The sequence below is a fragment of the Sporosarcina limicola genome (genome assembly GCF_014873855.1).
GTDB classification, from domain to species: Bacteria; Bacillota; Bacilli; order Bacillales_A; family Planococcaceae; genus Sporosarcina; species Sporosarcina limicola.
This window is the reverse complement of the sequence record NZ_JADBEL010000001.1, coordinates 276,614-302,233: the sequence shown is the minus strand read 5'-3', so window position 1 is coordinate 302,233 and position 25,620 is coordinate 276,614. Positions and strand designations below refer to the sequence as shown.

The window sequence follows — 25,620 nt, the reverse complement described above, 5'->3', positions numbered from 1 at the left end:
ATGATACGTATTGTCATAGCGGAAGACCAAGGAATGATGCTCGGCGCACTTGGTTCGTTATTGAATTTGGAAGATGACATGGAAGTCGTTGGAAAGGCTAAAAATGGCGAAGAGGCTGTCGGGTTAGTGAAAGAGCACCAACCCGATGTATGCATCATGGACATTGAAATGCCGGTGAAGACGGGGTTGGATGCCGCAGAGGAGTTGCAGGGGAACGACTGCAAAATCATCATCTTGACGACATTTGCGCGTACTGGCTACTTTGAACGTGCTCGGAAAGCGGGTGTACGCGGGTATTTATTGAAAGATAGTCCGATTGAGGATCTGGTCAGTTCAATTCGAACCATTATGGATGGACGAAGAATTTACGCGCCGGAACTCGTTGATATTGCTTATGGTGACAACGATGAAACGGAAAGTCCGCTGACGGAGCGCGAAAGCCAAGTGCTTGGTCTCATCGCAAACGGAAAAACGACGAAGGAGATTGCGGGTGAATTGTATTTGACGCCGGGAACAGTGCGTAATTACATCTCTGCGATTCTTGAAAAACTAGGCGTCGGCAACCGGATTGAAGCGATTTCTCGGTTCAAGGAAAAAGGTTGGTTCAAATAGTGTGTAATAGCCGGCGGATTCGTTGGTCTTATTCTTGCCAACAGACAGTGTATGACACCCCCATAACTTTTTTTGGTGTACTAGAAAGTAATTTGTACGTGAGTAGAAGTGGTAATAAATTCACTTGATTAGTGATGCTGTGACTCCAAATGAAGCTGGATACCATGTTATCGAAGGGCTAACTTGAGTAGATGTCTCTTGGTGTAATAGTGCCCGTAAGAATCGATTTGTAATGTGTTAGCCAACTTTTGCACATTTTGATGGCTAAACCCACGCGGTACTTGGCGGTGACGACTAATGAATAAGCCTCTAGGCTGATTGTATTCTAAGCTGGTGTGAATTATTTAAGGCTTGGCTCGATCACTAATTATTCCAGGACCATTGGGACGTAGGGATGAAATAATAACCCGAAAAACTCCGCCGTTTGGTGGAGTTTTTAGTCGTTCTATAAAGTTTGATAGTCCGTCCATCTCCCGTAAACAGGTGCCGGCAATGGAACCGTCGAAATGATTGCCCATCGACTGTGGGAACGCCTCCTCGAACCGCTGTGGCCCATTGTCCCAACCTTCAAACGCCCCCCATCATCGAATCATTATCCTATAGTATTCGAAAAAGCCGGTTGTCGTGTGTGCGGTCGGCACGGAAGATTTCTAGCTTGAATTATTTTCAGGTTATTCGATTGAGGTGGAAAAGTGGAATCCTTCATCAACTTCATTCAATAATGAAAGAAATAACCCTTCCAACTCAGAGGGGTTATTTCTTTCCACAAACTAAACCTTAAGAATCTCTTCAGATTTGTTATACTTAATACTTATCATGCATGATTAGGATGAACAGACTCCCATAACTGAAAAGGCGTGAATTTAATGAAGAAAATGATAGTCATCCTACTTGCTTGCGTGCTAGGTATTGCCATCATACTGAAAGACAAAAAATCAAATACCGAACCTATCGATTTGAACGTCAATGCGAAAGCTATGCTCCTTATGGATGCGGATACAGGAAAAGTCATCTACCAAAAAAATAGCGAAACACCGTTACCAATCGCAAGTATGTCAAAGTTAATGACGCAGTATCTTGTACTAGATGCCATTAAAAGTAACTCGTTGACATGGGAAAGCACCTATGAACCAAGCGAACATGTACAACGACTTTTCGGGTCCACTGCAATCGTTAAACTAGGGATGAAGCCCGGAAATACCTACACCGTAAAAGAACTATTCACAGCAATGACCGTTGCCTCCGCAAACGATGCAGCAATCGCGCTTGCCGAAATGGTTGGCGGAACGGAAGAATCTTTTGTAGAATTAATGAATGACCAGGCGGTAAAATTTGGCATGAAAGAGACGACCTATTTCAATGCAAGTGGTCTTGATGGTAACTACGTCGGACAAGGAAAAGAGCAAACAAATCTTTCTTCTGCCCAGGATGTCGCAGTCATTGCCCAAAAATTGATTGGTAAATATCCCGAAGTGCTCGAATTCACCAAAATGACGAGTTTCCAAACAAGTGAAGGCATCACACTTTGGAGCACAAACCTCATGTTGGCGGGTATGCCACAAGCGATGCTTGGAATCGACGGATTGAAGACTGGATTCACCGACGAAGCCGGATCCTGCTTTGCAGGTACAGGGATTTTTGACGGAAGACGCAACATAACGGTCGTCATCGGCGTCGAAGTAGAGGGGGAGGATACGATTAACTCACGATTCGATCTGACCCGCGAACTAATTGAACGTTTCAACTAATACTTGTACGCTAAGAATATAAAAAGAAACAGGTGGAATAATGGATTTGCTAACGATTTCTTTTATCATCCCTGCACATAACGAAGCAGACAATTTAGAAAATGTCATGAAGGCAATCAATGAAGAAATGCGGCAACAACATTATGCATACGAAGTAATTTTCATAGATGATGGAAGCACAGATGAAACAATCGATGTGATTCGGAAACTGGTATTTACGTTTCAAGAAGTGAAATATGTTTCATTCACCCGGAACTTTGGAAAAGAAGCGGCTATTTTGGCAGGGCTTCAACATGCAACTGGGGCCGCTGTGATTATAATGGATGCCGATTTACAACATCCTGCATACATGATACCAGAGTTCTTAAAAGGATTTGAAGAAGGTTATGACCAGGTCGTCGCGAAGAGGAATAGAAAAGGCGATTCACGTATACGTTCTGCTCTATCCGTCATTTATTATAGTCTCATTAATAAGACTGTAGACGTACAATTGACGAATGGAGAGGGCGATTTTAGATTACTTAGTCGAATAGCAGTAAATGCTCTTCTGCAGCTAAGTGAGGGAAATCGATTCTCTAAAGGACTTTACTCATGGATTGGTTTGGAACAAAAAAATATTTCATATGAAAACGTAGTCCGCGGAAAAGGTGATTCGAAGTGGTCCTTTGCGGCGCTGTTGAATTACGGAGTTGACGGAATTGTTTCATTTAACAATAAGCCATTACGACTTTGTTTTTATATGGGCTCCTTTATATTATTATTGGCATTATTTTATATTGGGACAACGTTTGTTCAAATTTTAAAACACGGAGTTGATGTCCCTGGCTACTTTACAACGATTTCAGCGGTGCTCTTTTTAGGTGGAGTTCAACTGGTATCATTAGGAATCATCGGTGAATATATTGGACGAATTTATAACGAAACGAAAAAAAGGCCGCATTATTTAATTCAACAGTCAAACATTGAGCAAGTGACTGAGAAAAGAGAGAAGAATGTCATTTATTAATACTGAATTTTTTAAATTTGTAGTCGTAGGCGGTGTGAATACGGTCGTTTACTATGCGTTCTATTTAGTGTGTCTTCATGGGTTCACTTTGCATTATCTTTTGGCACATGTGATTGGCGTCGTGATCAGCATTATCGGATCCTTCTTTTTAAACTCGCTCTATACCTATAAAGTGAAGCCTACATGGAAGAAGTTTTTCTATTTCCCTCTAACCCAAGCGGTCAATATAACGATTACAGCAATTTTATTATTCATTTTGGTCGATATCCTTCATTTAAATAGCAGCTTTGCGCCAATCGCTGCACTGTTTGTCACAATTCCGATTACGTTTGTGGTTACTGGGAGGGTGATGAAATCATCATGACAAAAGCTGGATTTTTTGAACATAAAAAGGTTCACATAGTCGTTTTACTACTCGCAAGTTTAAGTATCGCTTTTCTGGCGCATTTCTTCTTTTTTACTGAGTTTCTTGAAGAAAGATTTATGACGGGTAGGAATGATGGTCTTTCACAAATGATTCCCTTTAAACACCTTTTGTACAATGAAATCACAAGTGGAAACTTCTTTTATTCCAATGGATTTGGTTTTGGGGGAGGCACATTCTCACAGTTAGGGTACTATTTTTCCACGTCAATTGTTTTTATGTTGACGGTCGCTATAACTTTTTTATTGGAAACCATGAATGTGATTGGCAAACCAGATGTATTATACTGGGCGAACGCAATACTATTTGTTAGTATTGCGCGCATGACGGTCGTGATTTTACTAACGATAGGCTATTTCCGGTACATAAAATTCAAACCAATCCCAGCCTTCGTTGGAGCGGTATTGTATGGAACGAGTATTATCTATTTTCGGCATGTGACCTATTGGGAGTTCTTTGCGGACGCAATGATTTTCTTGCCGTTACTGTTATTCGGTGCTGAAAAAGTGATTCGTGAAAAAAATGCGTTGTGGTTTGTTGCTGCTGTTTCTTTAAGTATGATTGACAACTTTTACTTTGCGTATATTAATTTCTTGGTAGCAGGGATGTATATTCTTTTACGCTGGATGATCCCTCTCAGTGAAAACGAAGTTAAAAAGATGCAGCAAGTCAAGATCTTTTTACTAAGTGGAATCGCAGGTTTTGGCATTAGTGCAGTGTTTTTCATCCCATCTGTGTATGGTTATTTAAACAATCATAGACCACCATACGAGGGGGAAATCCCGTTATTTGGTGTTGTCGATAATTTGCTACTGAATAGCCGGATTGTTATGTTGCCGGTATTTGCTGTTATATGCCTATTATTGTTTGCGTTTTATAAAATCCGCATTTTTCGATTCTTTGCTAGTTTAACGCTACTATTGGCGGTTATGCACTACAGCCCTGTCGTCGGAAGTCTATTTAATGGGCTTTCAGCACCTCAATACCGTTGGGAATATTTCATGTCCCTCACCGTTGCGGGAGTTGTCGCCGTAAGTCTTCAACAATTTTCTACTGTGAAAATTAAGCAACTCGTCATTGCAATCTCCATCACAGCAAGTCTGTATACCTTTGCATATTGGGTGGATCCAACATTAGTTATTTCAATCCTACTCGATAACTATCAACTGGCAGGCATATTGCTAACATTTGCAGCCGTTCTGTTATACACATGGAAGAAGGAGAAATGGACGCTGGTGCTTTTGACGTCGTTAGTACTTGTAACGAGCCTTTTGTCCGCAAATATTTATCAAAAACAAACACTGACATACAATAAGGGAACCACATATGGAATTACTAAAGAATTCATGATGAGTGAAGCTTATTATGGAAAAGATCAGCGTCAGTTAATAAATATGATTCAAGCTGAAGAAAGCGATCCTTTAGCACGTATTGACTGGATGGCTAGAGGTCGGAACAACACGCCCATTGTGCAAGAGTTTAAAGGGATGAGTGTGTATTCAAGTATTTTAAACAAAGAGCTTCTAACGTTCTATTTGACTGACTTGAGAATTGCGATGGGTAGAGAAAGTGTAAGTCGTTATGCATCGCTTGGAGACCGCGCGAATCTATATAGTGTACTTAGTGGGAAGTATTATATTGCTGAAAAACCGAAGAAAGCAATCCCTTATGGTTTTTCACGGTTTGCTGAAGTAGGGGACTTTGTTGCTTACAAGAATGACTATATACTGCCGTTTGTCCGTACAACGAAAAAGGTGTTTTCAGAAACTGATTTAGAAAACGCCTCGCCTATTGCAAAAGAGCGGGCAATGCTTGAGGGAATTATAGTAGATGAAGGTAAAGGGAACCCAATCCCAGAAAGCTTAAATATCATCAAACAAACGAAAATTGAAGAAGTTGCTTCAACGTACCAAGAGAATAAGTTAACAGTTTTGGGAGATGAAGGCGGATTGGATCTTGTGCTTACGAATCCGAGCGAAGATGACAGCGATTATTTCATATCATTTTTCATAGAAGGCATTGAACATGACGAATCATTTAAGTTGAAAGTGAATGAATTTAACACCTATCGCAAAAGAAGTACCTCAATCTATCGCACAAATATGAATGATATTACAATAAGAGTTTCACATACAGATCGAATTTCGATTCGACTTCCTAAAGGAAATTATACGATTGCAAACTTTGAACTTCATGAAGAGAATTATGAACTTCTCAAAACGTTAAAAGGGGCAAGTGAACTTGAGCCTGAGGTGCCAGTGGTATGGGAAGGTGGGCGTGTCGCCTTGGCGTATGACAATAACACAGGCCAAACTCATATGACACTCCCGATTCCTTTTGAAAAGGGTTGGACAGCGAAAATTAATGGGCAAAAGCAAAAAATTGAACGGGCGAATTACGCTTTCACTGGCTTGAAATTGAAGGAAGGCATGAATGATATTGAACTAACGTATTATCCGCCGCACTTTTTCCCGGCGTTGCTATGTTCAATACTTTCGCTTCTATTGACTTTTTTCTTGTTGAGAAAATATCGTTTATCAAGCTCAATTAACGAATGAAAACGACGACATTCCGAAAAAGGAGCGACAAACATGTTGAATACAACCGAAGTGAACAAGTGGAAAAAGAAGCTTCCGCTCATCGAAAACATGATTCATCACGAAGAAGTCCTTTGGCTTAACCCACTGATTGAATCGACAGCAACCGGACTCCGGAAAACGAGTGTAACCCTAGCGGATGTGCAAGATGCATCAGACCGACTAAAACGTTTCGCGCCGTATATTGAATGTGTCTTCCCGGAAACAAAGAAATCAAATGGCATCATCGAATCACCACTTACGTCGATCCCACAGATGAAAGAAGCAATCGGCAGTGAATACAAGACACTCATATCAGGTAAACTTCTATTGAAACAAGACAATGCGCTGCCCATTTCTGGCTCCATCAAAGCCCGTGGCGGTATCTATGAAATTCTGAAACACGCAGAAACACTTGCAATCGAACACAGGTTAATAACACCAGAAGGAAACTACGCAAAGTTTGCTGAACCTGAATTCAAAAACCTTTTTGCAAAGCATAAAATCGCAGTCGGCTCAACTGGCAACCTTGGACTTAGCATCGGAATCATGAGTGCAAAACTTGGCTTCAATGTTACTGTCCATATGTCTGCCGATGCAAAACAGTGGAAGAAGGATCTGTTACGTGAAAAAGGCGTGGCGGTCGTCGAATATGCCGAAGACTACAGCAAGGCGGTTGAAGAAGGTCGTCGCCAAGCTGATGCAGAACCAAGCTGTCACTTTGTTGACGATGAAAATTCACGCGATCTGTTTCTAGGCTATGCCGTAGCAGGTGAACGTGTTGCAACACAATTAAAAGAACGTGATACGGTTGTCGATGAAGACCATCCGCTATTCGTCTACTTACCATGCGGTGTTGGCGGTGGACCAGGTGGAGTGGCATTCGGACTCAAGCTCGCATTCGGCGACAACGTCTACTGTTTCTTCGCGGAACCGACACATTCTCCGTCTATGATGCTTGGCATGATAACCGGTTTGCACGATAGAATAGCCGTTCAAGACTTCGGCCTCGACAATAAAACCGCAGCAGACGGACTCGCAGTTAGCACAGCATCTGGCTTCGTCGGGAAAACGATGGAACCACTTTTATCCGGCTGCTACACAATCGCCGACTCAACAATGTTCCACCTATTAAAATTGCTCGCCGACACAGAAGACATCCGACTCGAACCATCCGCACTCGCTGGTATGACTGGACCCGTAAACGTTATCCGTGACAACGTGAAAGACGCCAACTCCGCTAATGCAACCCATCTTGTCTGGGCAACAGGTGGCAGCATGGTTCCCGAATCTGAAATGGCTCTATATTACGGCATGGCCAGGAAATAACATACTTTATTCCCCAGGAAATCGGTAGAGCATGAAGAAAAGTCATATGAATAATGAAAAACCTCGCAGAGATGTGGGGTTTTTTCATGTTTTAACTAATCCAGCACTCAGCCGAATTATATCAGCAAGAGCAGTACATTTATCAGCAAAACAAAACTTTGTGCCTTGAAAGGTACTGTGGCTAAACAAGTTAAATACATGTGTTTACTACTCATCACATTTAAAAAGTACGATTCGCTATTTATAAGTTGTAATCCTTACAAGGTAAGTATATAATTACTGTAATTACAAAGGAGGCATTTTACAATGGCATATGAATACAACCGAAAAGTAAATCAAACAGGCAATAGCCTTACTGTTAGCATCCCATCTGAAGTGGTGAAACAGTTGGGTATCCAAAAAGGAGATGACGTATCTGTCATCTACGAATCGTCTGCCAATGAATTCATTGTTAAAAAAAGGCCGTCTCTCCCAGAAAACGTCCGTCCAGAAATTGTATCAGCACTTGACAAAGTCATGACACGATATGGTCAAACACTAAGCAATCTTAAGGACCGCTAATGAATTGCTTGACTAGAGAAGAAATTTTGCTGATTCATTATGCAATCATGGGAGAGCATCATGAAGATAACCAAGCGGGGGTGAAAATAGAAGCGAAGTTCGAAGCGATGTTGGCAAGACCCTATGCGAAATATTTCGGAGTTGAATTGTTTCCAACACTTTTTGATAAAGCATGCTGTTATTATCACACGATTGTTAGAATGCATATCTTTTTCAACGGCAACAAACGGACCGCACTTTCCGTATTCCTAGTCTTGTTGGAGATAAATAATTACACATTGAATGTAGAGGACATCTTCTTGGAAGACTACACAGTAAAAATTGCACATGATGAACACGATTGTGCAGAAGAGGAAGTTGCGAAAATTGTTGAAGAGTTAGGCCTTTTTTTAGTCCATGGTGATAAATAAATCCAAAAGATGGAGGGATTTTCATTGAACAATGATTGGAACCCGAAAGAACCAACAATCCAGCTACAACAGATCATCCAGAATGGCGATGCATACGCTGTCACCCTATCCGAAGAAATGCTCGACCATCTCAAAGTAATTGAAGGAGAAAATGTCCAAGTGGAAATGCGAGAACATGAATTGGTCATTCGAAAAATTATCCCTGTTGACTCGTCTGACGGACTATCAGCAGACTATTTTCAAACGCTAAACGAAGCGTCTGAAAACTATGACACAACAGAAACGGCTTTAAAAGAATCATGAGCCTAACAGCGAAAGCCGCCCACCTAGGACGGCTTTTAATTCATTTCCTTATGAGAAAACGGGCATCTCCCGACAATCGGTTCACTATCATCCCCGATGAAAAACTGTTTCCACTCATTATGCTCTGGATCGCCGAAATGGCTAATGTCCGGATGCTTTGGCAACTGATCCCACACCTCAACGCGTTCGCGGACCTTCTCGCGCGACATGATGCCACCTTTTTCCGTCCCTTCCAAACCTTCAAAAATCCGGCGTGGCTGAAATCCTAGTACCATTGCATTGCCGAGATTGCGTGTTTTCCGTTGGTTGTAAGCAGGTGTATTGCCAAAAACGAAAATCGGCTCGCCATGGAAACGAAAATCCCATAAATGATGCGCAGGATCACGTGGACTTCCTGATGGCCATTCGACTTCATCCACCCAATGTAAATACTGCAATATTTCCCAAAACTGCTTGCGATAATCTCCCAACGAGCCCTCCTTTTCAAGTGGCTCGACAAAGACGAATAATCCATGTCGCTTGTGTATCGGATTTTCAAAAAGTACCAAAAAAGACTTCAACGCAGCCGGCAAATTCGACCAATCCCTCTGCAATATATAGGCATAGCGTAACTCGCCTTTCAGCTCACCAACCATCCCGAAATAGCACGGAAATGTCTTGTTTGTTACTGTCTCGTGGAATGACTTGTACTCATTTAACAACCAATCCGGCAAATCGGGCCGTTCCCCAAAATCCTCTTTCGACAATAACACTTTGTTTGTTCGAGTCAAAAAACCGCCTCCATACCAGTGTTGGGGTTGTGTAATGTTTAAATTAAACCGAACGGGGAACACCAAGGAAGACGATAAAAATTATCTGGAGGATGGACAATGAATTCCCCTACGGAAGAAACATCTGCAACAAAATGTCATACAGAATATGATACGCTACGCCGTGTCATACTATGCCAGCCAAAATTCATGGCAATCGAAGAAGTAATCAACGATGTACAGAAAAAATACGAAGACGAAAATATAAATGTAGACATCGCGATGAAACAACATGAAGACTTCGAAAAAACACTCAAAGAACATGGCGTAGAAGTGATTAAGCTCCCCTCTTCCGAACAGTTCCCGGAACAAGTATTCACTCGCGATATCGGCTTTACAGTAGGCGAAGAAATCTTTGTCGCTGAAATGGCAAGTGACATCCGTAAAGGTGAAGAAGAAGCCCTTGAAGAATGGCTAGATGACGAGGAAATTCCATTCCAGACAACAACAAACCGTGTAGAAGGCGGCGACGTTATTATTGACCGCAATACAGTGTACGTGGGCATCAGTAGCCGTACATCCGAAGAGGCGGTACGAAAACTAAAAAATGACCTGCCCAATCACGAAATCGTATCCGTCCCGTTCAATGAAAAATACTTGCACCTCGACTGCGTATTCAATATTCTGTCGCCTGAAGTCGGTCTCATTTTCCCGACAGCGCTCGACCGGAAAACAATCGACAAGTTATCCAGGCAATATAAGTTTATCGAAGTATCCGAAGAAGAACAATTCACTATGGGTACGAACGTCCTATCCATCGGTGACAAAAAAGTATTCAGCCTACCTCAAAACAAAAACGTCAACGCCCAAATGCGCGACCACGGATTCAAAGTTATCGAAGTCGACTTCTCCGAAATTATCAAATCTGGCGGCTCCTTCAGATGTTGTTCCATGCCAGTTGTTAGAGAATAAAATGGACTCAAAAACCTCACTGTGGAGTGAGGTTTTTATGATTAAGGAATGAACTCTTCGTTATCAATTGATAACGCGTGTGATATCCTTTATAATTAGAATTAGGCATATGTTGTGAGGAGGGGGATTCATGCCGACGATAATAGACATCGAATTATTTTTAGAACAAGTACGTAAATTTATTAGTTTAGGTAAAATTGATTTTTTGCCTAGCAGTAAAAACAAATATGCTTTGAGTAATCTTGGAATAAGTTTTGACGATGCTTTCGCACTAGTTATTGATTTAACGGCCATGAACTATTATCGAGGTCCTAATCCTGATCACAAATTTCCTAAGCAGCAGGTATGGGAATTTGGCTTAGAAAACATCTTCCAAGAAAATGAAAAGCCAATGAGTGACTTATATATCAAACTAGCCATTAGAAAAAGAAAAGAACCTAAAGAAACAGATATACTGATGATGTCTTTTCACAGTGCAGAAAGAGCAATGAGATTTCCTTATCGGGGGAATCGTGTTTAAATCCATTTTGTGAAACATAGTAATAGATAGGATTAAGCATATATTGAATCTAGATTAATCATAGGAGGGTATAAAAATGAAGGAAACACTATTTTGTCACTTGTGTGATGAACAAACTGAATTCTATATAGCTGATGAAACCTTCAATTATCCCGTTAAAAATGAGCATTTCACCATTAAAGGCAAACGTGCATATTGTGAAATTCATCATGAAGAACTGTTTCACAAAGAGTATGATCGAGCAAATCAGCAGACAGCCTTTAATCTTTACCGAGAGGCAAACGGGCTTGTCACAGTTGATGAAATTAAAGAGACTCGTGAAAAGTATAAGTTAACACAACGAGAATACTCGCATTTATTAGGTTTTGGGGAAATTACGATTTCAAGGTATGAGCGCGGTTCCTTGCCAACTAAAGTGCAGAGTCAGCTGATCGAAGAAAGTAGAAGACCTGAACGGATGAAAAAACTTTTAGAAGAAAATAAGGGAGAGATAAATCATGAAAAAGCGGAACAATTACTGGATATACTGAATGGATCCCAAATGGAAAAGAAATACGAGGAAATTATTTTTAAAGAAATCAGAGATGTCTTTCAACATATGCCAACTATTTTTACGGGTCAAATGCCATTTAGTTTCGAAAAATTTGGAAGCATGGCCACGTTTTTCGCAGATAAGGAAAAACCCTTTATCACAAAATTAAACAAACTGATGTTTTACGCTGACTTTTTCCACTTTAGGCTCTATAATTCTTCGATAAGCGGTGCAACATATAACCGTTTGCAATATGGACCTGTACCGGTACGATATAATACCCTATATGAAAGTATACCTAGTATTGAGATGGTTGAAGACGGTTACGGTATTAAAGCAATAGCCATACAAGATTTAGAGGAAAGCTCACTCACCGAAGAGGAAGCGGCTGTTCTTAAATTTGTATCCGAGAGATTCAGTACGATGAATGCCTCACAAATAGCGGATTATTCCCATCAAGAAAAGTGCTGGATCGAAGTAGGGCATAGTGAAAAGATACCTTATTCATATGCGGGTACACTAAAGTTCGAAAAGTAGGAAGTGGCTAAAGATGTTGTTCCATGCCAGTTGTTAGAGAATAAAATGGACTCAAAAACCTCACTGTGAAGTGAGGTTTTTGTGATTAATGAACAAATAGGGTGTCCGAAATAATAAATAGTGACTTAATAAGGAGCGAATGAGGTGTAATTAAGGTATATATATTCCTTAATAGGAGTGATTGCCGCTATTCAACCCTAAATTCATGTATGCAGACACAATGGTTTCAGATCTGACATTGTTTGATCCTGGTTATCGGAGTTGAGTGATATAAAGCTTGATCGAATCGATCGAAGAAAAAGTTAGCTAGCATCTTGTAAGGATATAATCCGCATCTTAAGTTCTCTTCACTAATTGGCTATATATCCGATATATATATAAAGTCATCGTGCATCTTTTTGAACCTTACACATGAGCAACTAGTACGTAAAATAGGAGTGAGCATATGCAAAAGAAGAAAGGCTTTACAAGTAAACTATCTTTTCGGTTAGTAGTTCACATCTTTATTATGATTACAGTCGTTGGTTCGATTATTGGTGCGACAAGTTATCACTTCGCTAAAAAAGAACTGATTGTCGGTGGAAAGATAGATTTAGCTCATCTGACACACACAGCCGTCGCAGTGCTTACTCTATTGAACGATGAGGTCGAACAAGGGGATATTACATTAGACGAAGCACAAGATAGAGCACGTAACATATTAAATGGACCAGCAACAACCGAAAAAGGACTTTTACATGATTATAGCAAGTCGGCATTTGTGTATAAGAAAGATGGGTTTGTATTTGCGTACGATTCTGCCCATCGTGTTACAATGCATCCTATTAGAATAATAAATGATGATTTGACGGATTATCAGAATGATAGAGGAGAGTATGTAATCAGAGATTTGATAAAAATTTCTCAGTCCTCCAATCAGGAAGATCATTTCATTTCAAGTAACGTGAAGTATCCTGGTGAAACGACCGAACGAACGAAAATTACCTATATGACTTATTTTGAGCCATGGGATTGGAATATCGGAATCGGTGCATATACAGATGAATTTTATGAGTCACTCGTTAACTTAAAATGGATTATCATTGTATTAACAACGATAGCAGTTGTCATCAGTTTAGGAACCTTTTATATGGCTACAAGGAAGAAGTTTGCTTCATTAAGTCACGTCTCACAGACTGCCCTTCAAATAGCGGATGGTGATTTGACAGGTAAACAACTACCGGAATCGGATGATGAAATCGGTCAGCTTGGCATGTCCTTCAATAAAATGACGGCTAATCTACGTGGATTACTTCAAAATGTACAGGATACAAGTGAATTGTTGGTTACTTCCGCAAATGAATTATCTGCTGTAGCAGAAGAAACGTCCGCAAGCAGTGATGAGATAGGCGATGCGATGGCAGAAATTACAACAGGCGCAGTCGGGCAGGCAACTAATTTAGAAGATACAAGCGAGAGCCTCGGTGTATTAACCACTTCTGTTGATGAAATGAACAATCAAAACAAACAAATCAATGAAATTACAGCGATTTCTGAAGATGCGGCATTAAAAGGGAAAAGTATCGTTGCAATTCTAAAAAAATCTAATGATCAATCAACGCAAGCATCCGAACAAATAAGTGTGGGCATTTCTAATCTTCATATGAAGTTAAAGGATATTTCAACCATAACAGATGCCATTAATAATATCTCACAGCAAACAAATCTATTGGCCCTAAACGCAAGTATTGAAGCCGCACGTGCTGGCGAACAAGGAAAAGGATTTGCGGTTGTAGCAGAGGAAGTCAGGAAATTAGCGGAAAAATCAAATGGATCGACTAAACAAATTCAGCAAATGATTGTGGGTATTGAAAAAGAAGTAGAAGAAACCGTTGCAGCAATGGCAACGACAATTTCCGTTTCCCATCAATTAAATACTGCTGTAAATGATACAGAGGATGAATTCAATAAAATTGCAACAACAGTCCAAAAAACTGCAGCTGCAATGGAACAGTTAAATGTGGAGATTCAAAATGTTACGGGACAAAGTACAATCATCAATGATGCGATTCAAAATGTATCTGTAATTGCGGAAGAAACAGCTGCTTCTGCAGAAGAAGTGACAGCATCCGTTGACGAACAATCACGGGCGATCAACAGCGTGAGTAGCCTTGCACAAAGTTTAACAGACTTAAGTGAAAAAGTGAATGAAACCATTCGGAAATATCGCTTATAATTGTCAGTATCTAAAGCAAAACATCTTCCAACCCTAAACTGGTTGGAAGATGTTTTGCTTTATTTTATTCCAACAGGTTAGAATGCGTCCAAGGTGGTGATAAACACACCAGCGTCGGTGATAACTCATACCAATGCGGTGATAAAGTGTCCCAAGGCGGTGATAAACTACCATAAGGCGGTGATAAACTTCACAATGCCTATAATTAACTATTGCCCAACAAAAAAGCGCCTCTTCCAGGATGCTTCAATCCGCAAATACAGCACTTAACTCAACCCTCAAATCAGGAAAAACAAACGATAGGAGCGAATCATCCCGCCCAAACACCTTCCGTTTCCGATACCGGCCTCCCGAAACGCCATACACCTCAATCGTTTCATTGTACGGATCCACCAGCCAATATTCTTTCACACCCGTCCGCTCATATAAATTAAACTTATTGTTACGGTCTTTCAAAGCGGTGGATGGTGATAATACTTCAATGATGAGTTCAGGTGCCCCTATTGCACGCTTCGTCCCGACTTGACTTTCATCGCAAATAACAGAAATGTCCGGCTGCACAATCGTGTAGTCATCCGCCTTATCTACTTGGACATCGAAAGGCGCAACGTATACAGCGCATCCACTACTTCCAAAATGTGTGCGAAGTTCGAAAAAGAGCTCGCCAACGATTCGTTGATGAAGTGGAGAAGGGGCTGGCGTCATATTATAAGGCACGCCGTCAATCAATTCCCAACTTCCATCCCAGGTGTTAATCTCAGTAATTGTAAATCGCTGATTTGATTTTGATTGTGCCATCAAAACCCCTCCGAATTCTTTTTCCCATTATAGCACAAAAGTCAGTTACCTCATGACTCCTAGTGAACTTACCGGTAAACAGCTAACGCAAAAGAAGGGGATGTACATGAAAAGTCAATATGAAAACAGCGACACAGAAGCCATGACAATAGCAGAGCAGGGGCTTGTGACATTTCTCGAAGGAATTCCGCGGCGAACGACTATGTAACCTCCCTTGGAATACTAAATCTGACGAGTGACCCCCTTGAACTTGTGTTTACAGAAACGAAGGCAGCAGCGGATTATCCTCCTTACCTCAGTAAATATAATCATGTAGAATGGGCTGGGGGGTGCTTGGAAAAATATTGGAATAGTGATATTCTGGATTCGATGGATGCTAATCTTTTATTTAATTTTACACATGACCAATTAGTACGTAAAATAGGGGTGAGTATATGCAAAAGGAGAAAGGTATTACAAGCAAACTATCGTTTCAGTGATTAGTTCTTATCATTGTCATGATTATTGTAACTGGCTTGGCTATTGGTATGACAAGCTATCACTTCGCTAAAAAAGAATTGATTGTCAGTGGACACATGGACTTAGCTCACCTAATAGACACAGCAACCGCAGTACTTATTCTATTGAACGATGAGGTCGAACAAGGAGATATTACATTAGACGAAGCAAAAGATAGAGCACGTAAGTAACCTATTAACCGGGCCAGAAATAACTGAAAAGGGTTTTTATATGACTTTAGCAAGTCAGCATTTTTGTATAAGAACAATGGCAACCTATTTGCTATTGACTCAGACCACCTTGTTATCATGAACCCTATTATATCCCTAAATGAAGATCAGAAGGATATTCAGAATAGTAATGGGCAGTTTGCAAGCAGAGATTTAGTTGCCATTTCTCAGTCTGACCAATACGAGGATCATTTTAAAGTCTAGCACATTTATTTCAGGTTGCTTATGCAACTAAACTACAGATAAATATAAAAGACTAACGAGCTACAAATTCCAGATTTGTGAAGCATTTGGCGAAGACAAAGACCCGTATGTATTCCAGATAAAGATTGGGGAATACTACAATAAAACACCCTTAGTTCATGTACGTCTAAATTAGTATACTTTTGAAAACTATTTTTATAAGAAAGGACAAAATATGACTACTAACGATTTACCAACATCCAGCATTCAAAAAGCTTTAGAGATTATTAATTGTTTTAATAGTAAAGATTCCTCACTTTTTTTGGAGGAAATAATTTTAAAAACAAAAGTTCCTAAAACAACGGTTTTTCGAATACTTACTCAACTAGAAGATTATGCGTATATAAAGAAAGTATTAGTACAGGGTAAATCACAATACTCATTAGGTTACGCTTTTTTAGAAAAAGGAGAGCTTGTTAAAAGTGGTTTGGATATAAGAGAATTAGCACGAAACGAAATGATTCATATTAGAAATGAAACAAATTTAACGGTACAATTAGCAATACGCGACAATTCAGAAGCCGTTTATATTGAACAATTTGAATCTTGGCGTCCAATCCGTCTCTATCCGACTATTGGGAAAAGAGCACCTCTTTATGTCGCTGCTTGTCCAAGAGTTCTATTAGCCTATACTGAATCGGAAGAGCAGAATTTTTTAATCAATAATTTCGAATACAAAAAATTCACTAAATATACGCCGGTGAATCCTGATTTAATCAAAGAAATTTTGATTGAGATTAGAAAAAATGGTTATAGTATAAGCAAAGGCGAATTATTTGAAGGTACTATAGCCGTAGCCGTCCCAATATTCAACACTATAACTAAGGAGGTTATTGCTACAATCAGCATTGTAGGTATTGAAGGTGATTTTGAGTCTGAGCTTTCAAAGTACATCAATATTTTAAAAGAATCATCCGAAAAAATATCAGATAAAATTAAATCTACTACTTAACTTATGGGAATCTAAAACAGATTCCTTTTTTTGTTGAAAAAATTAGAATGCTTAGTTTCATCGTCCTGGAAATGTGTTATAATGGAATTTGGAATTCATTATACGGAATGGAGGGACAGAATAATGGCTAAAGGATCTGTAACTACTACGGATATACGGTCTGCAAATTCATCTGGCTTAAAGAGAGGGCTCGGTTTTGTAGATTTATGGAGCGTGGGAGTAGGTGCGTTAATAGGAGGAGGAATTTTCACCGTAATCGGTCCTGCAGTAGCCCAAGCTGGACCTGCTTTGTTCATTGCTTTTATCATAGCGGGAGTAGTTGCGTTATTATCTACTATGAGTTATGCAGAAATGGCCTCAATCTGGCCTTATCAAGGTGCATCTTATGCATACGCTAAATTCGCATTTGCACCGATATCTAAAACTCTAGGAAAATTAATTGCCTTATGGTGTGCGGGTTTATACTTTTTATCATTTGCATTTGCTGCAGGTGCGGTAAACTTAGGATTTGCAGGTTACCTTAATTATATTTTTCCAAGCATCTCGCCAGTAATAGCTGCACCACTCATTTCTATTTTGATTACCTTACTCCTTTTAGGGGGAATACAGGCCACCGGAAAAATTAACACGTTTTTTTCAATCATTCAAGTGGTCTCACTATTTGCAATCGCAATCATTGCGTTATTCGCAAATCCAGGAGGACCTTTTCAATATCCGGAGTTTTTACCTAATGGATGGTATGGTGTCTTCGCGGCTACAGCACTAATTGCTTTCGGTCAAATGCAAGTTGAAGCTGTCTTGACGTTAGGAGAAGAAGCGAAAAACCCGCGTAGAAACCTGCCGCTTGCTCAAATATCTGCTTTAGTTACCGTTGTTATCTTGTATATTATTACTGGCTATGGCGTCGTATCTTCCGCTTCGCCAATGGACTTAGCAAACTCACCCGCTCCATTATCTTTGGTAATGGAAAATGTATTGCCTGGTATTGGTGCTATATTAATTGCAATTGCCGCTTTGACGGCAACAGGAACGTCTACAATCGGATGTATATTAGGTTCTTCGAGAATGCTATATGCTGCAGCTAGAGAAAATGCAGCCCCTACTATATTTGGGAAAGTCAATAAGAAAACTGGAGCACCCAGTCTTGCGATTATTTTCACGGGGATTATTGCTTTAGGTGCTACTTTTACTGCTTCATTAGGCTATGTAGCCGCAATTGGGATTCTTGTAAGTGCAGCCGTATTTGCAAATTGGTTTATGATGGCTATCATGAATATCGCATTGATTGTTGTGAGAGTCACCCGACCCGAGTTAAAACCTAAGTTCAGATTCCCTTTAAATATTAGAAATATACCAATCTTAGCTATTGTGGCGACTGTAGGAAGTATTTGGATACTTACCTTCATTAAACCAATTGCACTTATCATTGGTTTCTCATGGGTCGTACTACTTACAATTTGGTATTTTGCATATGCACATAAACGCTGGGATTATTTGAGTGAAGAAGATATGAAACAGATTACAGGAGATATTTAAAAATAGTATTTAATGGAGGTTTCGTCTGATGAGGAGTATATGGTTACAAGAAAATAAGTGGAAAGATATTGAAACCTATTTACAAAAAAAGAAAACAATTATTGTTCCATTTGGAAGTGTAGAACAACATTCTGCACATTTACCATTAGGAACAGATTCGTTTGTTGCAAAAAGGTTGGCAGAAGACGCAGGTAAATTAACGAATACACTAGTTGCTCCTCAATCATGGGTTGGATGGGCGCCTCATCATATGGCTTATCCGGGAACAATCACTTTAAGACCTGAAACGTTAACAGCTCTAGTAGAAGATATTTGTCAAAGTTTAATTTATCATGGATTCGAAAAAATAATAATTATTAATGGGCATAGGGAAGCTAACTTACCACCTATAAAAATTGCAACGGCAAGACTAAGAAATACAACAGGTGCTTTTCTACCAATTGTTGACCCTTTCTATTTCAATTTTGAAAAAGGGAAGGAGTTAAGACAATCTGAACCTGGTGGAATTGGACATGCCGAAGAGATGGAGAGTTCGCATATGTTTTTTCTATATCCGGAGCTTTGTGACCCTTCAAAAGTAGCCAAAAATATACCTGAAAAACACCGATTTTTCCAACATGACCCATTTGTGGAGGGTGATCGTATTTTGAATTCAAGTGACGTATATACTTATAAAGAAGATACCAAGGGAATAGGCATCATGGGAGATGCTACTGATGCTTCCAGTTTGATAGGTGAACAATATCATAAGAAATTCCTTGAAAACCTAGTAGAGCTCATAGATTATTGTGAAAATGAAGTGATTGTAAATTTAAGAAATAGAAATATACCTTTATAGGACTTGAAGTTTAATCTAACTAAATAACCCAAATCTAGAACAAAAAAATAGATGCGGGTTTTTTTATCTGAATTAAACCTAAAGTTTTATTTTTTAAATGTGTGATTAAAGATCACCATCTTTAGACTGTATACGCTTTAGCGTGGTCTTTTGATTTTTGAATTCCCGGAATTTATTCTTTGTTAGTATTTGGTCTAAATGGATTCCATCTACTTTAGTAGGTGGTCGTTTATTCCTTCAGAGGAGTTGTCATTCATTCTTTGTTTTTTACACAACCACATCACACATATAAAAGGGGTAAGTAAATGCAAAAGAAAAAAGATTTTTCAAACAAAATATCGTTTAAGTTATTATTTCTTATCTTTATTATGATTACGGCCATTGGCTCGATTATTGGCGCGACAAGCTTTCATTTCGCTAAAAAAGAATTGATTGCCAGTGGAAAGATGGACTTAGCTCATCTAGCAAACACATCAATCGAAGTACTAACTCTATTGAATGAAGAGGTCGAAAAAGGAAACGTTACATTAGCTGAAGCACAAGAAAGAGCGCGTGTTTTAATAACTGGACCAGCAACAAGTGAAGAAGGGCTTTTTTATGACTTTAGCAAGTCAGCGTTTGTGTATAAGAAAGATAGCTATCTATTTGCTTTTGATTCAAACTATATTGTTACCATGAACCCTGTTATCCCACTAAACAAAGATCAGACGGATGTTCAGGATAATGATGGACAGTATACAATCAGAAATTTAGTTGACATTGCTCAGTCTGACAACTACGAGGATCGTTTTTATTCATATAATTGGATGAATATTAGTGAAAATAAGCAAAGAGTAAAAATTGCCTATATGACTTATTTTGAGCCATGGGATTGGAATATCGGAATCGGTGCATATACAGATGAGTTTTATGAATCGTTAGATGACTTAAAGTGGATTATCTTCGTATTAACATTGACAACAGTTGTCATTGGTATAGGCATTTTTTATTTCGCCACAAGGAAGAAGTTTGCTTTATTAAGTGACGTCTCACAAATTTCTCTTCAAATCGCATCAGGTGATTTAACAGGTAAAAAGCTCCCTGAATCGGATGATGAGATTGGCCAGCTTGGCGTGTCCTTCAATAAAATGACGGACAATCTCCGCATGTTACTACAAGATGTGAAAAAAACAAGTGAATTGTTGGTTACTTCGGCAAGTGATTTATCTGCTGTGTCGGAAGAAACGTCTGCAAGTAGTGATGAAATTGGCGTTGCAATGACAGAAATTACGACAGGTGCAATCGGCCAGGCAGCTAATTTAGAAGATACAAGTGAGAGTCTTAATACGTTAACCACTTCTGTTCAAAAAATGAACAATCAAAATCAACAAATTAAAGAAATCACTGCTATTTCTGAAGATGCGACATTAAAAGGGAAAAACATTGTCACAATCCTAAAAAAATCCAACGATGAATCAACGCAAGCATCTGAAAAAATAAGTGCTGGCATTTCCAATCTTTATACGAAACTAAAAGATATTTCGACCATTACAGATGCCATTAATAACATCTCACAGCAGACAAATTTATTGGCATTAAACGCAAGTATTGAAGCTGCACGTGCTGGCGAACACGGCAAAGGGTTTGCAGTTGTTGCGGAGGAAGTTAGGAAATTAGCTGTAGAATCGAATGAATCGACAATACAAATTCAACAAATGATTGTTGGGATTGAAAAAGAAGTCGAAGAAACGGTTGCAGCAATGGCAATGACTGCTTCCATTGCTGACAAATTGGATGGTGCAGTGAATGATACTGAAGATGAATTCAATAAAATCGCAACGACTGTTCAAGAGACCGCAGCCGCAATGGAGCAGTTAACTGTAGAGATTCAACATGTCACCGAACAAAGTACGCTTATCATTGATGCAATTCAAAATGTATCTGCAATTGCGGAGGAAACAGCCGCTTCTGCAGAAGAAGTAACGGCATCTGTAGATGAACAATCACAAACGATCGCTATTGTTACAACACTTGCACAAGGCTTAACGGACTTGAGCGAAAAAGTAAATGGAACGATTAGCAAATATCGCTTATAAACGTCGGCATATAAAGTAATTCTGAAACACTTCACCCCCTTTTTAAAAGCAAAACATCTTCTAACCATGAACTGGTTGTGAACTAACCTAAACAGCTGAGATAATATAAAACACCTACGTAAATGCTACACACTTGTTCAAAGTGCATTTAGCGGAGGTGTTTTTCAGTAGGGAAAAACGTATATACAAGTGAAATTAAGTGGGCTGTTGTCAAAGATAAAAGTGAGGGTAAATCAACTACTAAGGAAATTATGGAGAAATATGATATGAAAGGGTTTCAATCCTTGGAAGAGTATTGCGTAGAAGATTTGAATGGCTATTCTAGACATTGACAAATGGGATTGCCGGTTCTATATTACAGCGGACATCATAACCCAGATGATATGGCTCCTTGGATTGAATACTTTGTTAAAATTATGGCTTTGGCATATGCACAACAGACAAAAGTTCACACCGAAAGATAATCCAGGAAATGATTTGCAACATGGTGTGGATGCGGAAATTTATCAGTACATTGACAGGGCTTTGCAAGGGGAATGAAATATTTTATTGACCAACGGGAGGAAGGCTTTTAACCCCCTATTGGTCATTTTTTCACTTCGATTGGTGATAAACCCCGATATCCTTTTAAATTAATAACTTCAACAAAAAAGCACCCGTCTAGGATGCTTCAATCCCCAAATACAATAATCAAATTCGGAAAGACAAATGATTCAAATAATCACATGATAACGAAATTATGAATGATTAGTATCCTAACGAGGGGGTACAGTATGAGATAAAGTAATGGTTTTTTGGCTCAACACCAAAGTCTGTTCTTGTCATGAAAAATTATACAGAAAAACACCTGTATCCCCTACAATTGAAAGTACCAGCAAACAACCGGATTTTGCTGGAATGTAGCGATGAGTTTTTTAGCTGATAAAAGTAGTCAAGTACATGCTTTGGTGAAGAGCCAGTTTAAATACTATTTTTATATTTCGAAAGTAATAGTTCATTGTTTCTTCCAGACGTCGAAGTCTTTCTCGGGAGCGAAGAGAATGGGACCAAGATGAAGAATATCCTAGATAATCGAGTTCTCTCCTTATTGAATTACATAATTTTCTCTGAAAGTTATTTCCCACAAGCCTCCGCATTAACAGGAACTTCTAGTAGCTCTTTCAAATAGTGATCAATTTGATTATGATAGTCCGCACCTTCTCCACCAAACAGGCCGAAGTGTCCACAGAGGCTTTTAATCACTTTGAGTTCACTACTTGGAATCAGTTTTTGTTCAGCCTCACAGTCTTTCACTGGGAAGAACATATCTTCATCAATCGGCATAACAAAAACTTTCGCTTTGATGCTACCAAGAGCCTCTTCCAGATTGCCATTTGTATTTCTGCTCACATCTCCTCGTTGCCATTTCCAAGCCATTGTAAGTAAAGCATTTGGATCCATGCCTTGGAATAAAGGTTGGAGGAAACCATTCGTAAATTCCTCTACCGAATTCACACCGAATAATCTCCATTTTTCCTGCTGATAAAATTCCGTACACAATCCTAAAACTGCCCAAATGTTTGCATGTCTTTTTAAACCGTCAGCGACTTCAGTGTGCGAACGATAATCTCCGCCATTCCAACCTGGATCGGAAGTGATTGCTTCATTTAAAGTTTCAGTAAACAAGAAATCATGTGGCGTATTTTTAGCCGTACCCGCAATTGGTGCTGCCCTTTTCACCATATCAGGATATTTAACTGCCCATTCATAAGTTTGCTGAGCGCCCATTGAACCACCAACAACGAGAGCTATTTCTTTTATTCCATACTTTTCAGTGATTAATTTGTGCTGTGCACGCACATCGTCACCAATTCGGACATTCGGAAAATTGTCCATCGCAATCGGTTCCGGACTGTTATGAGGAGAACTCGAAAGTCCATTTCCGATTTGATTGATGACGATAATGAAGTATTCCTTTGGATTTAACGCTCTATCTTCACCAATGTACGGTTCCATGTCTTTACTTGTACCAGAAAACCAAGTAGGAATCACAATGACATTATCTTTTGAACGATTCAACTCTCCAAACGTATTGTAGGCCAATTTGCAATCAGGAATCATCCCGCCATCCTCTAATTCAAAATCTCCAAGTTCATAAATCTCGTAAGGTCCTTGATTTTCCTGTGAGTAGAATTCATTTTTAATCATCAATAGTTAACGTCCTTCCATTGTAAAATATAGTGGGTGGTGTCTGAATAGATGAAGAGTTACTATGTTTAGAATAGTCTAACTCTGTTAATGGGTCAACCTCTACTATTGAAGATTTCTTTTAAGGAGTGAATTAAATGAATCGGATTGAAATATTTCAACTCGCACGTCAGAGGATGCCTTTCACCAAATAAGAACCAAGTAAGGAGTCTTAAATGAGAAATAAGGGACTATTAAGGAGTCTGGAGGGTATAATTAAGGTATCTAAAATATCCTTATTGAGGTGAGCAAGGTGTTTAATCCAAAATTCACATACACAAATACCATGGTTTCAGAGCTAATGTCGATTGAACATTCAAGAGCGATTGTTGATCTTATGCCTTTACCCGCGACGGTCGAGCGTGATTTGATTGAGAAGGCAAAAGTAAAAATGACACACTATTCAACACGAATTGAAGGAAATCTACTGGATTTGGAGCAAGTATCAAGAGTAGTCAAACAAAAACCGGAGAAGAATAGAATTGCGGCGGAAGATGAAGTACGGAATTACTGGGAAGCACTGTCATTCTTATCTCGAGAGAAGAAAAAAGGGACGCCTATAACAGAAGATTTTATTCTACAATTACATGCAATCATCTATCAGCATGGAACCGGAAGAAAGGCTTTGAAAAGTAGGTACAGGGAAGCGACAGAACCTGGCGTTCTATTTGCAGTATTTGATAATAAAACCCGTCAGCCTGAATATATACCTCCTGAGTATTCGGATGTACCGGTTCTCATGGATGATTTTACTACATGGATTAAGCAAGAAACAGATCTTCCTATCCCAATCAAAGCAGCCATTGCCGCTTATCAATTACTGACAATCCATCCATTTGAGGACGGTAACGGGAGGACGGCACGGGCACTAGCAACATACATGTTATCTTTGGCGGATTATGATATGAAAGGATTTCAATCCTTGGAAGAATATTATGTGGAAGATTTGGATGGTTATTACCGGCATTTACAGATGGGATTGCCGGTTCTCTATTACGACGGACGTCATAACCCAGAGAATATGGCCCCTTGGATTGAATACTTTGTGAAAATTATGTCCCTGGCATATGAAAAGGTCGCGAATCTTGCAAAACAATTTTCAACATCAAATCAGCATGTACTGATAGCTTTACTTGAACCAAATGAAACGACGTTATTACGATTTATGATTGAAACGAATCGACCTGTTAAGCCAATCGAATTGACTCAGCTGTTCCAAGTTCATACACGGACTATCGGAAAGTGGACAAAGCAGTGGGTGCTGAAGGGGTTAATCGAGCCAGCAGGAGGAACAAAACGAATTACAGCTTATCGGATAGGGAGTGGCTATTCGGAATTTACACTGGCAGATTTGGGTTATAAAGAGTGAGTAATAGACATTGGCACTTGTTCAATGATGATTATAAGGGGATAAAACAAATTTGAAAACTCCTTTAGTATGGGGTTCTTCCTTAATAAGGAATTTCTAGGGGGTCTAAAGTCAAAAATAAGGACCAAATAAGGTACGTTAGCGTACCTTATTTGGTCCTTATTTTGTTTAGTCAATTCTTGGTGGCACTCGATTCTGCACAAGTCCTGAAACGTTATAGAGCCAGTTAGTCTTTATTTTATCAAAATGGATTAAGAATCATTTGAAGTGGATAGGAATAGACTTCATAAACGATAAGTTTGAATCGTTAAGTTCACTATATTGACTTATCGTTAATAAAATTTATAATGGAGGTAGGAGG

22 protein-coding genes are annotated in these 25,620 nt (G+C 39.3%); 19 read left to right on the top strand and 3 right to left on the bottom strand.

From position 1 onward, the window contains the following. From H4683_RS01530 to H4683_RS01490, 9 genes are all read left to right on the top strand, one after another. Window positions 1–612 carry a response regulator transcription factor gene (locus tag H4683_RS01530; protein WP_192597050.1) on the top strand — a complete coding sequence of 204 codons (612 nt, stop codon included), beginning with the start codon at window positions 1–3 and terminating at the stop codon, window positions 610–612. 866 nt (window positions 613–1,478) lie between these two features. Beyond that, the gene (locus H4683_RS01525; RefSeq protein ID WP_192597049.1) at window positions 1,479–2,360 is read left to right on the top strand and encodes a D-alanyl-D-alanine carboxypeptidase family protein; all 882 of its coding nucleotides are present in this window, start codon (window positions 1,479–1,481) and stop codon (window positions 2,358–2,360) included. Window positions 2,361–2,400: 40 nt separating this feature from the next. Then, window positions 2,401–3,366: a glycosyltransferase family 2 protein gene (locus H4683_RS01520; protein WP_192597048.1), complete on the top strand. Its 966-nt coding sequence runs from the start codon at window positions 2,401–2,403 to the stop codon at window positions 3,364–3,366. Continuing rightward, complete coding sequence (locus tag H4683_RS01515) at window positions 3,353–3,730, top strand: GtrA family protein (RefSeq protein WP_192597047.1); 378 nt, start codon at window positions 3,353–3,355, stop codon at window positions 3,728–3,730. The genes H4683_RS01520 and H4683_RS01515 overlap by 14 nt, the downstream gene beginning before the upstream one ends. Beyond that, window positions 3,727–6,348: a YfhO family protein gene (locus H4683_RS01510; protein ID WP_192597046.1), complete on the top strand. Its 2,622-nt coding sequence runs from the start codon at window positions 3,727–3,729 to the stop codon at window positions 6,346–6,348. The genes H4683_RS01515 and H4683_RS01510 overlap by 4 nt, the downstream gene beginning before the upstream one ends. 33 nt (window positions 6,349–6,381) lie before the next feature. Continuing rightward, the gene (locus tag H4683_RS01505; protein ID WP_192597045.1) at window positions 6,382–7,695 is read left to right on the top strand and encodes a D-serine ammonia-lyase; all 1,314 of its coding nucleotides are present in this window, start codon (window positions 6,382–6,384) and stop codon (window positions 7,693–7,695) included. Between the two features lie 306 nt (window positions 7,696–8,001). Then, the gene (locus H4683_RS01500; protein ID WP_192597044.1) at window positions 8,002–8,256 is read left to right on the top strand and encodes an AbrB/MazE/SpoVT family DNA-binding domain-containing protein; all 255 of its coding nucleotides are present in this window, start codon (window positions 8,002–8,004) and stop codon (window positions 8,254–8,256) included. Beyond that, window positions 8,256–8,666, top strand: a complete 411-nt coding sequence (locus H4683_RS01495) for a type II toxin-antitoxin system death-on-curing family toxin (protein WP_192597043.1) — start codon at window positions 8,256–8,258, stop codon at window positions 8,664–8,666. Before H4683_RS01500 ends, H4683_RS01495 begins: the two co-directional genes overlap by 1 nt. Before the next feature lie 24 nt (window positions 8,667–8,690). Next, window positions 8,691–8,969: a hypothetical protein gene (locus H4683_RS01490; RefSeq protein WP_192597042.1), complete on the top strand. Its 279-nt coding sequence runs from the start codon at window positions 8,691–8,693 to the stop codon at window positions 8,967–8,969. 35 nt (window positions 8,970–9,004) lie between these two features. Here H4683_RS01490 and H4683_RS01485 read toward each other — a convergent pair whose 3' ends face one another. Continuing rightward, window positions 9,005–9,739 (bottom strand): YqcI/YcgG family protein, encoded by a 735-nt coding sequence (locus H4683_RS01485; protein WP_192597041.1) that lies wholly within the window; start codon window positions 9,737–9,739, stop codon window positions 9,005–9,007. 99 nt (window positions 9,740–9,838) lie between these two features. Here H4683_RS01485 and H4683_RS01480 point away from each other — a divergent pair, with 99 nt between their 5' ends. The 4 genes from H4683_RS01480 to H4683_RS01465 all read left to right on the top strand — a co-directional run bounded on the left by H4683_RS01480 (window position 9,839) and on the right by H4683_RS01465 (window position 14,494). Then, window positions 9,839–10,690: a dimethylarginine dimethylaminohydrolase family protein gene (locus tag H4683_RS01480; protein ID WP_192597040.1), complete on the top strand. Its 852-nt coding sequence runs from the start codon at window positions 9,839–9,841 to the stop codon at window positions 10,688–10,690. Between the two features lie 130 nt (window positions 10,691–10,820). Next, window positions 10,821–11,210, top strand: coding sequence for a type II toxin-antitoxin system MqsR family toxin (locus H4683_RS01475; RefSeq protein WP_192597039.1), 390 nt, complete (start codon window positions 10,821–10,823; stop codon window positions 11,208–11,210). A 76-nt stretch (window positions 11,211–11,286) separates the two neighbouring features. Next, entirely contained in the window at window positions 11,287–12,279 is a 993-nt protein-coding gene (locus tag H4683_RS01470; protein WP_192597038.1) for a type II TA system antitoxin MqsA family protein, read from the top strand. 445 nt (window positions 12,280–12,724) lie between these two features. Beyond that, window positions 12,725–14,494, top strand: coding sequence for a methyl-accepting chemotaxis protein (locus tag H4683_RS01465; RefSeq protein WP_192597037.1), 1,770 nt, complete (start codon window positions 12,725–12,727; stop codon window positions 14,492–14,494). A gap of 246 nt (window positions 14,495–14,740) precedes the next feature. Here the strand turns inward: H4683_RS01465 and H4683_RS01460 are convergent, their stop codons facing one another. Then, window positions 14,741–15,292, bottom strand: a complete 552-nt coding sequence (locus H4683_RS01460) for a Uma2 family endonuclease (RefSeq protein ID WP_192597036.1) — start codon at window positions 15,290–15,292, stop codon at window positions 14,741–14,743. 1,146 nt (window positions 15,293–16,438) lie between these two features. On the opposite strand from H4683_RS01460, the gene H4683_RS01450 reads away from it, so the two are divergent. The 5 genes from H4683_RS01450 to H4683_RS01430 all read left to right on the top strand — a co-directional run bounded on the left by H4683_RS01450 (window position 16,439) and on the right by H4683_RS01430 (window position 22,204). Further along, window positions 16,439–17,215 carry an IclR family transcriptional regulator gene (locus H4683_RS01450; RefSeq protein WP_192597034.1) on the top strand — a complete coding sequence of 259 codons (777 nt, stop codon included), beginning with the start codon at window positions 16,439–16,441 and terminating at the stop codon, window positions 17,213–17,215. A gap of 123 nt (window positions 17,216–17,338) precedes the next feature. Continuing rightward, window positions 17,339–18,751 (top strand): APC family permease, encoded by a 1,413-nt coding sequence (locus H4683_RS01445; RefSeq protein WP_192597033.1) that lies wholly within the window; start codon window positions 17,339–17,341, stop codon window positions 18,749–18,751. Between the two features lie 28 nt (window positions 18,752–18,779). Then, window positions 18,780–19,589 carry a creatininase family protein gene (locus H4683_RS01440; RefSeq protein WP_192597032.1) on the top strand — a complete coding sequence of 270 codons (810 nt, stop codon included), beginning with the start codon at window positions 18,780–18,782 and terminating at the stop codon, window positions 19,587–19,589. 305 nt (window positions 19,590–19,894) lie between these two features. Continuing rightward, window positions 19,895–21,664, top strand: coding sequence for a methyl-accepting chemotaxis protein (locus tag H4683_RS01435; protein WP_192597031.1), 1,770 nt, complete (start codon window positions 19,895–19,897; stop codon window positions 21,662–21,664). Window positions 21,665–21,976: 312 nt separating this feature from the next. Continuing rightward, window positions 21,977–22,204, top strand: a complete 228-nt coding sequence (locus H4683_RS01430) for a hypothetical protein (RefSeq protein ID WP_192597030.1) — start codon at window positions 21,977–21,979, stop codon at window positions 22,202–22,204. Window positions 22,205–22,777: 573 nt separating this feature from the next. On the opposite strand, the gene H4683_RS01425 is transcribed toward H4683_RS01430, so the two are convergent. Further along, window positions 22,778–23,851 carry an alpha/beta fold hydrolase gene (locus H4683_RS01425; RefSeq protein ID WP_192597029.1) on the bottom strand — a complete coding sequence of 358 codons (1,074 nt, stop codon included), beginning with the start codon at window positions 23,849–23,851 and terminating at the stop codon, window positions 22,778–22,780. 292 nt (window positions 23,852–24,143) lie between these two features. Here H4683_RS01425 and H4683_RS01420 point away from each other — a divergent pair, with 292 nt between their 5' ends. Then, on the top strand, window positions 24,144–25,259 hold the full coding sequence (locus H4683_RS01420) for a Fic family protein (RefSeq protein ID WP_192597028.1): 1,116 nt from the start codon (window positions 24,144–24,146) through the stop codon (window positions 25,257–25,259). The last annotated feature ends 361 nt before the right edge of the window (window positions 25,260–25,620 follow it).